This is a genomic window from Micromonospora sp. NPDC048063 (assembly GCF_043202855.1).
In the GTDB taxonomy this organism is placed as follows: Bacteria; Actinomycetota; Actinomycetes; order Mycobacteriales; family Micromonosporaceae; genus Micromonospora.
On the sequence record NZ_JBIDBG010000034.1, the window covers coordinates 18997 to 28111 of the forward strand.

At 74.8% G+C, this 9115-nt stretch carries 9 protein-coding genes; 4 read left to right on the forward strand and 5 right to left on the reverse strand.

Translation table 11 applies throughout. From position 1 onward, the window contains the following. Positions 1-98 precede the first annotated feature (98 nt). Positions 99-1514 carry an ABC transporter ATP-binding protein gene (locus ACGFZ2_RS33935; protein WP_393460918.1) on the forward strand — a complete coding sequence of 472 codons (1416 nt, stop codon included), beginning with the start codon at positions 99-101 and terminating at the stop codon, positions 1512-1514. 100 nt (positions 1515-1614) lie between these two features. Continuing rightward, the gene (locus ACGFZ2_RS33940; protein ID WP_393460921.1) at positions 1615-2415 is read left to right on the forward strand and encodes an energy-coupling factor transporter transmembrane component T family protein; all 801 of its coding nucleotides are present in this window, start codon (positions 1615-1617) and stop codon (positions 2413-2415) included. Between the two features lie 106 nt (positions 2416-2521). On the opposite strand, the gene ACGFZ2_RS33945 is transcribed toward ACGFZ2_RS33940, so the two are convergent. Then, entirely contained in the window at positions 2522-3181 is a 660-nt protein-coding gene (locus ACGFZ2_RS33945; RefSeq protein ID WP_393269387.1) for a response regulator, read from the reverse strand. After that, complete coding sequence (locus tag ACGFZ2_RS33950) at positions 3178-4383, reverse strand: sensor histidine kinase (protein ID WP_393269385.1); 1206 nt, start codon at positions 4381-4383, stop codon at positions 3178-3180. The genes ACGFZ2_RS33945 and ACGFZ2_RS33950 overlap by 4 nt, the downstream gene beginning before the upstream one ends. 156 nt (positions 4384-4539) lie before the next feature. Between ACGFZ2_RS33950 and ACGFZ2_RS33955 the strand changes: the two genes are divergently transcribed. Beyond that, positions 4540-5235, forward strand: a complete 696-nt coding sequence (locus ACGFZ2_RS33955; RefSeq protein ID WP_393269383.1) for a hypothetical protein — start codon at positions 4540-4542, stop codon at positions 5233-5235. Positions 5236-5434: 199 nt separating this feature from the next. Here the strand turns inward: ACGFZ2_RS33955 and ACGFZ2_RS33960 are convergent, their stop codons facing one another. After that, entirely contained in the window at positions 5435-5677 is a 243-nt protein-coding gene (locus ACGFZ2_RS33960; protein ID WP_393269381.1) for a hypothetical protein, read from the reverse strand. Between the two features lie 400 nt (positions 5678-6077). Between ACGFZ2_RS33960 and gndA the strand changes: the two genes are divergently transcribed. After that, entirely contained in the window at positions 6078-7520 is a 1443-nt protein-coding gene (gene gndA / locus ACGFZ2_RS33965; protein ID WP_393460924.1) for an NADP-dependent phosphogluconate dehydrogenase, read from the forward strand. 155 nt (positions 7521-7675) lie between these two features. Here the strand turns inward: gndA and ACGFZ2_RS33970 are convergent, their stop codons facing one another. Together ACGFZ2_RS33970 and ACGFZ2_RS33975 are read right to left on the reverse strand one after the other, a co-directional pair. Then, the gene (locus ACGFZ2_RS33970) at positions 7676-8437 is read right to left on the reverse strand and encodes a pirin family protein (protein ID WP_393269375.1); all 762 of its coding nucleotides are present in this window, start codon (positions 8435-8437) and stop codon (positions 7676-7678) included. A 70-nt stretch (positions 8438-8507) separates the two neighbouring features. Continuing rightward, positions 8508-8729, reverse strand: a complete 222-nt coding sequence (locus ACGFZ2_RS33975) for a thioredoxin reductase (RefSeq protein WP_393269373.1) — start codon at positions 8727-8729, stop codon at positions 8508-8510. Positions 8730-9115 lie beyond the last annotated feature (386 nt).

Sequence of the window (9115 nt, forward strand, 5' to 3'; positions counted from 1 at the left end):
GAATCGGGGTTGATCATGAGGTGGACGGCGACGTGGATCTCCGTGGGTGCCGCCAACCTCATGGTCGACGCCCGCGCGCGGGCCGGAAGGGGGACGGCGTGGGGGCGGTGACGCTGCGGGGGTTCGGGTGGCGGCACGCCGGGCGCCGGGCGTGGGCCGTGCGCGGGGTGGACCTGCGCGTCGAGGCCGGCGAGCGGGTGCTGCTGCTCGGGCCGTCGGGCGCCGGCAAGAGCACCCTGCTCGCCGCGCTGGCCGGGCTGCTGCCCGAGGACTCGGGCGAACAGGAGGGCACCGTCGAGGTCGACGGGCTCGACCCCCGCAGGGGCCGGGACCGGGTCGGCATCGTCTTCCAGGACCCGGAGACCCAGCTCGTGATGGCCCGCAGCGGCGACGACGTGGCGTTCGGGCTGGAGAACCGGGGGGTCCCCGCCGGGGAGATCTGGCCCCGCGTCGACGAGGCGCTGGCCCGGGTCGGCTTCCCGTACCACCGGGACCGGCCCACCGCGGCCCTCTCCGGCGGCGAGCAGCAACGCCTCGCCCTGGCGGGGGTGCTGGCCCTGCGGCCCGGGCTGCTGCTGCTCGACGAACCGACCGCCAACCTGGACCCGACCGGCGCCGCGCTCGTCCGCGCGGCGGTGGCCGGCGCGCTGGACGCCGACACCACCCTGATCCTGGTCGAGCACCGGGTCGCCGAGGCGCTGCCGCTGGTCGACCGGGTGGTGGTGCTCGAACCGGGCGGCGGCGTCCGCGCGGACGGCACGCCCCAGGCCGTCTTCGGCGCCCACGGCGACGCGCTCGCCGCCGCGGGCGTCTGGGTGCCCGGCCGGCCCGTGCCGCCCCGCCACGCCACCGCGCCGGCCGGCGACCTGCTGCTCACCGCCGACCGGCTCGGCCTGCCGCCCCGGCTGGCCGCCGTCGACCTGGCGGTACGCGCCGGCGAGGCGCTCGCCGTGCTCGGCCCGAACGGGGCCGGGAAGTCGACCCTCGCGCTGCTGCTCGGCGGGCTGCTCAAGCCGGGAGCCGGCCGGGTCGTGGCGACGGCGGCACTGGCCGGCTCCGACGCCCGCACTCCCCCGCACCGCTGGCGCGCCCCGGCGCTGGCCCGGCGGATCGGCTCGGTCTTCCAGGACCCGGAGCACCAGTTCGTCGCCACCACCGTCTTCGACGAGCTGGCCCTCGGCCCGCGCCGCACCGGCCAGCCCGAGACGGCGGTCCGGTCCACCGTGGACGACCTGCTGTCCCGGCTGCGGTTGACGAAGCTCGCCGCGGCCAACCCGTACACCCTGTCGGGTGGGGAGGCGCGGCGACTGAGCGTGGCGACGGCCCTGGCCACCGCGCCCCGCCTGCTCGTCTGCGACGAACCCACCTTCGGCCAGGACCGGCGGACCTGGCTGGAGCTGGTGAACCTCTTCGCCGAACTGCGCGACGCCGGGCACGGCCTGGTCGCCGTCACCCACGACCCGGAGTTCGTGGCCGCTCTGGCGGACCGGCGCGTCACCCTGGAGCGGCCGTGACCAGCTCGCACAACGCGCCGGCCGCGCACCCGCGGCGTCGCCGGACCATGACCGGTCCGGCGCCGGCCGCACGCCGCGCCCGTCCCGTCCCGGAGCGGCCGTGATCACCCTCGAACCGGTCGCCGCCCCCGACGCGCCGCTGGCCCGGCGCAACCCGGTGGCCAAGCTCGCCGCGGCGCTGGTGTTCTCGTTCATCCTCGTCGCCACCCTGGACCCGGTGGCCCCGGCGATCGCCATCGCCGTCGAGCTGGCCGTGCTGCCGCTGTTCGGGGTCCGCTTCCGGGTGCTGGCCCGGCGGGCCGGGCCGCTGCTGGTCGGCGCGGTCGGCATCGTGGTGACGCTGGTGCTCTTCGCGGCCGAGCGCTCCGGCCGGGTGCTGGTCGAGGCCGGCCCCGCGGTGGTCACCTCCGGGGTGCTGCTCACCGCGCTCGGCCTGGTGCTGCGCATGTTCGCCGTGGCACTGCCCGGCGTGATCGTGTTCGCCACCACCGACCCCACCGACCTGGCGGACGCCCTGATCCAGAACGCGAAGGCGCCAGCCCGGTTCGCCATCGGGGCGTTGGCGGCGTTCCGGCTGGTGCCGCTGCTCGGGCAGGAGTGGCAGATGATCGCCATGGCCCGCCGCGCCCGCGGGGTGGCGGCGGGACGCAACCCGCTGGCGAAGCTGCGACTGTTCGCCTCCACCGCCTTCGCGCTGCTGGTCGGGGCGATCCGCCGGGGCACCCGGTTGGCCGTGGCGATGGACGCCCGCGGCTTCGACGCCGGCACCCCGCGTACGGTCGCCCGACGGCAACGCTTCGTCGCCGCCGACGGGCTGCTGATCGCCGGGGCGGCGCTGCTGGCCGGCGCGGCGCTGGCGGTCAGCGTCCTGGCGGGAACCTTCCGGCCACTGATCGGCTGACCGCCACGGCGGCTGTCGGCGCCACGTCCGGCGGTCGCCGCCGCCACGATTGCGGCGGTCGCCGCCGCCACGAGTCCGGCGGCCGAGGCCCGGCGGTCGCCTCGCCCTACCGGCGCCGGAGCTGGGCCACGCCGGTCTGGTACGCCAGCACGACGGCCTGCACCCGGTCGCGCACCCCGAGCTTGGCGAAGATGCGGTTGACGTGCGTCTTCACCGTCGCCTCGCCGAGGAAGAGCTGGTGGGCGATCTCCCGGTTGGACAGGCCGTCCGCCATCATCCGCAGCACCTCCGTCTCCCGGGCGGTCAGTTCCGCCAGGCCTGGGCTGCCCGCGGTCGCCGCCGGCGCCGTCGCCGTGTAGTGGTCGATCAGCCTGCGGGTGATCGACGGGGACAGCAGCGCGTCGCCACGCGCGGCGGCCTGCAGGGCGCCCGCGAGATCCTTCGGCGGGGTGGTCTTGAGCATGAACCCGGACGCGCCGGCCCGCAGCGCCCGGTAGACGTACTCGTCGAGGTCGAAGGTGGTCAGCACGATGATCCGGATGTCGGCGCACTCCGCCAGGATCCGTTCCGTCGCGGCGATGCCGTCCAGCCGCGGCATGTGGATGTCCATCAGGACGACGTCGGGCTTGAGGCGTGCCGCGAGCAGCACGGCGTCCTCGCCGTCGGCCGCGTCGGCGACCACCTCGATGTCGGGCTGCGTGCCGAGGATCATCCGGAGTCCACCGCGGACGAGGGCCTCGTCGTCGGCGATGAGCACCCGGGTCACGCCGTCGTGCCCGTCGGGGAGAGCGCGGGCGCCGAGCCGTCGAGACCCAACGGAAGCTCCACGCGGACCTCGAAGCCGCCCTGCTCGCGCGGGCCCGTGGTGACCGTGCCGCCGAACAGACCGGCCCGTTCCCGGATGCCGGTCAACCCGTGGCCCGTGCCGACGCCACGGCGGGCGGTGCCGGGCCCGTCGTCCACGACGTGCAGCCGGAGGCGGGCGTCGGCCACGTCGACCGAGACGGCAACGGTAGCGCCCGGGGCGTGCCGGGCGGCGTTCGTCAGGGCCTCCTGGAGGATCCGGTAGGCGCTGACGTCGGCGGCGACCGGGACCAGGTCGAGGTCGCCCGTGACGGTGACCTCGACCCGGCCGCCGGTGACGCGTACCGCGGTGGTCAACGCGTCGAGCTGTCGCAGCGAGGGCAGCGCCTCCGGCGCCGGTTCCGAGCCGCGCAAAATGACCAGCAGCCGGCGCAGTTCGGTGACGACGTCGCGCCCCACCTCCTGCACCGCCTCCAGTGACTCGCGGGCCTGGCGCGGGTCCGAGTCGAGCACGGCCTCGGCCGCGCCGGCTTGCAGCACCATCGCGGAGACGCCGTGCGAGACGATGTCGTGCAGTTCCCGGGCCACCCGCAGCCGCTCGTCGGTCCGCGCGGCTGCCTCCCGCTCGGCGGCGAGGGCGACCAGGCGTACCGCCTGCGCGCGGCGCATCCGGACCGCGTAGCCGGGGCCCAGCACCGCGAGCCCCACGAACACGATGAACACCCAGTCCGAGTCGCCGGCGGCCGTGTTCTCGATGCCGAGTGCGGCGAAGTAGCTAACCGTGGCGACGGTCGGCGCGGCGCGTCCCCCGACGGCGATGCAGCCGAAGCAGGCGAGGACCAGCGCCAGCAGCGGCACGACCGGCCACTCCGGGAGGACGGGCGTGAAGCTCTGCGCGGTGAAGCAGGCGCCGGCGAGGACGGCCGCCGCTCGCGGGTACGTCGTACAGGCCGCGACCGCGAGGCCGTAGCCGACGAGCAGCACGGTGAGCGCGGCGAGCCAGCCGGCGGGCAGCGCCGCGAGGTCGGGACCCTCGCCTTCGACGTAGCCGGCGATCGGAACGTACAGCTCGGCCAGGCCGAACCCGAACAGCGCGAGACCGGCGACGGTGGCGACGACGAGACCCCGCGGGAGACGTCGGTTGTCGGGGACGGCGGCTGACATGGTGCGAAGGGTATCGGCGGCGAGCGTGGCCGGGCGTCCACCCACGGGTGTAGAAGGCCAGACGGAGGCTCCACCTTCGGCTCAACCCGTCGGCCGACGATCGGCCCCGGGGCCGGCTCCTAGCGTCCACCACACACTTCTCGATGGGAGACCACGATGGATGACAGGACCGGGCAACGGTACGGCCGGCGGCTGACGGCGGTCGCGCTGGCTGCGGCCGGCGTTCTCTACGGCGTCGCGAACGCGTTCTACTGGGTGATGTTCCCCGACGACGTGTCCGAGACCGCCGGCAACGTGGCGTTGGCCGCCGGGCACCTCGGCGCGTGGCGGGTGGAGACCGTCCTGTTCGCCCTGACGCACCTGCTGCTCGTACCGGCGATGGCCGGCCTGGCCGTGACGCTCGGGCGGCGCAAGCCGCTGGTCGCCACGATCGGCGGCGGCATCACCCTGCTCGGGCTCTACTTCTCCACCGTCCACCTCTGGCACTACAACGCCTTCTTCGGGGCCCTCGCCGGCGCCGGCGTCGACGCCGACGCCGCCCGACCGGTCGTCGACGCCCTCGACAACGACCCGTTCGTGATGGCGTCGTTCGCCACATGGCTGCTGGGCTGGATGATCGGTCTTCTGGTGCTGGCCTTCGGGACCTGGCGCGCGGGCATGGTGTCGCTGTGGGTGCCGCTCGTCCTCACCGGCGGGCAGGTCCTCGACTTCGTCAGCGAGGGCGCCCCGCTCAAGATCGTGGTGAGCGTGCTGATGGCGGCCGGGCTGTCCAGCCTGGCGGTCGGCGTGAACCGGGATCGTCCGGCCGAGGCGACGGACCGGACGGAGGCGCCGGTGGCCACGCGCTCCTGACCCGGGCCGGGGGCCGGGCGGGGTCGCGGCGTCAGCCGCGGCCCCGCCCTGGCGTCCCGGGCCCGCCCCTTCGTCGGGCCGCGCCAGCCTCGACAGCAGGGCCGGGCGCGACGCCTGCGGAGGTGCTGCCGGGTGGCCGCGGCCGACGCAGACTCCGCTTGCCGGTCCCTGGGCGACGGGCTGGCGGAGGTGCCGCCCGTCAGCTGCGCCGGAAGGCGTACCGGCGGGCCTGGGGTGCCTGCTGGCTCCGGCCCCCGGGGTTGCGGGCCCCGGAACCCCTGACGGGCGGACCGGCCTTCGTCGACGGCGCCGCCGCCGGCAACGCCGGGACCGACGCCGGGGCGAGGCCGATCGCGTCCACCTCGATCGGCGTCAGGTCCGCGACGGTCGGCTTCGGCGTGACGGTGGTACGGGACTTCTTCGGGTTGCGCTTGGCTGGCATCCGGGCCTCCTCGTTCTGCGGGCCGTCCCGTCGTCGGACGGGGCGGGCCGCCGGTCGGTGACCGTCGCGCGACGGTCGGGCGGAATCGGGACTGCTCCCCGGGTGCGACCACGAAGGACACCGCCGCCTCGGCGACAGGGTGGGAATGCGGACGCCCGGGAGCACGCGGACCCACGGCAGCAGGGCGGCGGGCCGGCTCGGAGATGGGGCGTCAGTTGCGCATGCCCACACGCTAACCCCACCGCACGACCCGCGCATCCGAATTACCGGCACGATCGGCATGGCCGACCGCGAGCGCACCGCGACCGGTGGAGACGGGCTGCCGAACACCACACCGCGCCCGCCACCCGCCGCGATACGGTCACAGCGACAGGCGTGGACGGCGGAAGGCGGCGGACGGATGGCCGAGCGGGCGACGGCGCGGATCGGCGTGACCGGGCTGGCGGTGATGGGCCGCAACCTGGCCCGGAACCTGGCCCGCAACGGCTTCACCGTGGCGCTGCACAACCGCTCGCCGGAGCGCACCCGCAGCCTGGTCGCGGAGCACGGCGACGAGGGGACCTTCCTCCCCGCCGAGTCGATGGCGGACTTCGTCGCCTCGCTGGAGCGGCCGAGGGCGGTGATCGTGATGGTCAAGGCGGGCGGGCCCACCGACGCCGTGATCGACGAACTGGTGCCACTGCTCGACCCCGGCGACATCGTCGTGGACTGCGGCAACGCGCACTTCGCCGACACCCGCCGGCGGGAGGAGGCGCTGCGGGCCCACGGGCTGCACTTCGTCGGCACCGGCGTCTCCGGCGGCGAGGAGGGTGCGCTGCGCGGCCCGAGCATCATGCCCGGCGGGTCGGCGGAGTCCTACCGCACGCTCGGCCCGATCTTCGAGAGGATCGCCGCGCAGGTGGACGGGGTGCCGTGCTGCCGGCACATCGGGCCGGACGGCGCCGGGCACTTCGTCAAGATGGTGCACAACGGCATCGAGTACGCCGACATGCAGCTCATCGCCGAGGCGTACGACCTGCTGCGGGCGGGGCTGGGCGCGGAGCCGGCGGAGATCGCGGAGATCTTCCGCAACTGGAACTCCGGCGAGCTGGAGTCCTTCCTCATCGAGATCACCGGGGACGTGCTGGCGCACACCGACGCGGCCACCGGGCGGGCGTTCGTGGACGTCGTGCTGGACCGCGCCGAGCAGAAGGGCACCGGCCGCTGGACGGTGCAGAGCGCCCTCGACCTGGGCATCCCCATCACCGGCATCGCCGAGGCGACGTTCGCCCGGTCGCTGTCCGGGCACGCCGACCAGCGGGCGGCGGCGCGCGGGGCGTTCCCGGACGCGGGCGACACGTGGCAGGTCGGCGACCGGGAGACCTTCGTCGAGGACGTCCGCCGCGCGCTGCTCGCCTCCAAGATCGTCGCGTACGCGCAGGGCTTCGACCACATCCGGGCCGGCTCGCAGGAGTACGACTGGGGCATCGACCTGGGCGGCACTGCGACGATCTGGCGGGGCGGCTGCATCATCCGCGCCCGCTTCCTCGACCGCATCCGGCAGGCATACGACGAGCGGCCGGAGCTGCCGACGCTGCTGGTCGCGCCGTGGTTCGCGGACACCGTCAACGACGGCGTGCCGAGCTGGCGCAGGGTGGTTGCCGACGCGGCCCGGGCCGGGGTGCCGGCGCCCGCGTTCGCCTCGTCGCTGGCGTACTTCGACGCGCTGCGCGCCGAGCGCCTCCCGGCGGCGCTGATCCAGGGGCTGCGGGACAACTTCGGCGCGCACACCTACCACCGGGTGGACCGCGACGGCACCTTCCACACCCTCTGGTCCGCCGACCGCTCCGAAATCCAGGCCTAACCCACCCCACCCCCCTCCCCCGCCCCCGAGCCCCCACCCCTCGACCCCGGCGATCTTGCACTTTCTGCCCAGGCGAATCATCCCGAAAGCCGCAATACGTGGGGCGAAACTGCAAGATCGCCGAATGTGAGGCGGGAACCTCGGGGGCTGGCGGGTCAGGCGATGGTGGCGTGCATCTCCCAGACGAGGATCTCGGCCGGCTCGGTGGCGGTGACCCGTCGCCCGCCCGTCATGGTGAGCCGGGCGGCGTCGCCGGTGCCGAGCAGGCCGCTGCCCTCCAGGGTGACCGCGCCGGTCGGCACGTAGAGATGGACGAAGGGCGCGTCCGGGAGATCGACCTCGTCGCCGGGGCGGAGCCGGGCGGCGTGCAGGGCGGCGAAGCGGTTCCGGATCCGGATCGCCGCCGCACCGTCGTGGCGGTCCATCCCGGAGGCGACGGGCACCAGGCCGCCGCGCAGGAGCTCGTCGTGGATCTCGAGCTGTTCGTAGCCGGGGTCGATGCCCTGCTCGTCCGGCAGCACCCACATCTGCACGAAGTGGACGGGATCGGTGTGCGGGTCGCGGCCGTCGAGCCGCCAGGAGTCGTTCTTCTCCGAGTGCAGGATGCCGGTGCCGGCGCTCATCCGCTGCGCCAGCCCGGGGTAGATCACGCCGGAGTGACCGGTGGAGTCCTGGTGCACCAGCGACCCGCGCAACACCCAGGTGACGATCTCCATGTCCTGGTGCGGGTGGGTCTCGAAGCCGGCGCCCGGCCGGACCACGTCGTCGTTGTTGACCAGCAGCAGACCGTGGTGGGTGTTGGCCGGGTCGTAGTGCCGGGAGAACGAGAACGAGTGCTTCGAGTCGAGCCAGGAGATCCGGGTGGCGAAGCGGTCGTCGGCCCGCCGGACGTCGACGGCCGGAGCGGGGGCGGTCACCGCGTCACCGGTCGGCGGCCCGACGCCGCCCCGGAATCGACTGGCGCGGCCGGTGGGTCGGCGGGAGGCGTCACCAGGCACGCTGCCCGGTCTCGGTCGGCGCCCAGGTGAGCGCCGGTTCACCCGTGGCCAGCTCGCCGATCTCGCCGGAGCGCGGCTGCGGTGCGTGGCCGAGCTCCTGGCAGTGCTGCTCGGCGATCTCGGCGCAGATCTCGGCCACCTGCGCGCAGATCGGGTCACCGAGGTCGGCGGCGTTCAGCGCCATGATCATCTTGTACCGGAGATCCCGCATCCCCACCCCCGAGGCTCGACGCGGTCCGGGGCACCCACCCCGCCCCCGATCCTAGGCGCCCCCACCCCCCACCCACCCCGAAACCCCGAACCCCGCCCCGCCCCGCCCCGCCCCGCCCCGCCAGCCGATCATGCGATTCCGGTGGCCGCCTCCACGGCGAACACGAAGATCGCACCCAGGCGACGGGTCCCGGTAGGACGTTTCGCGAGGCACCACGACTGCATGATCGCCAGGCGGGGTGGCGGCGGGGACGGGGCGGACGGGGAGGGGAGGGGAGGTCAGCGTCGCGGGGGGGGGGTGTCCCTATGGGTTTCGTCAAGCTGTGATCGGCGGTGTGGGGCGGGGCTGGTAGGGGATCTTGTCGCGGAGCATGGCGAACAGGACGT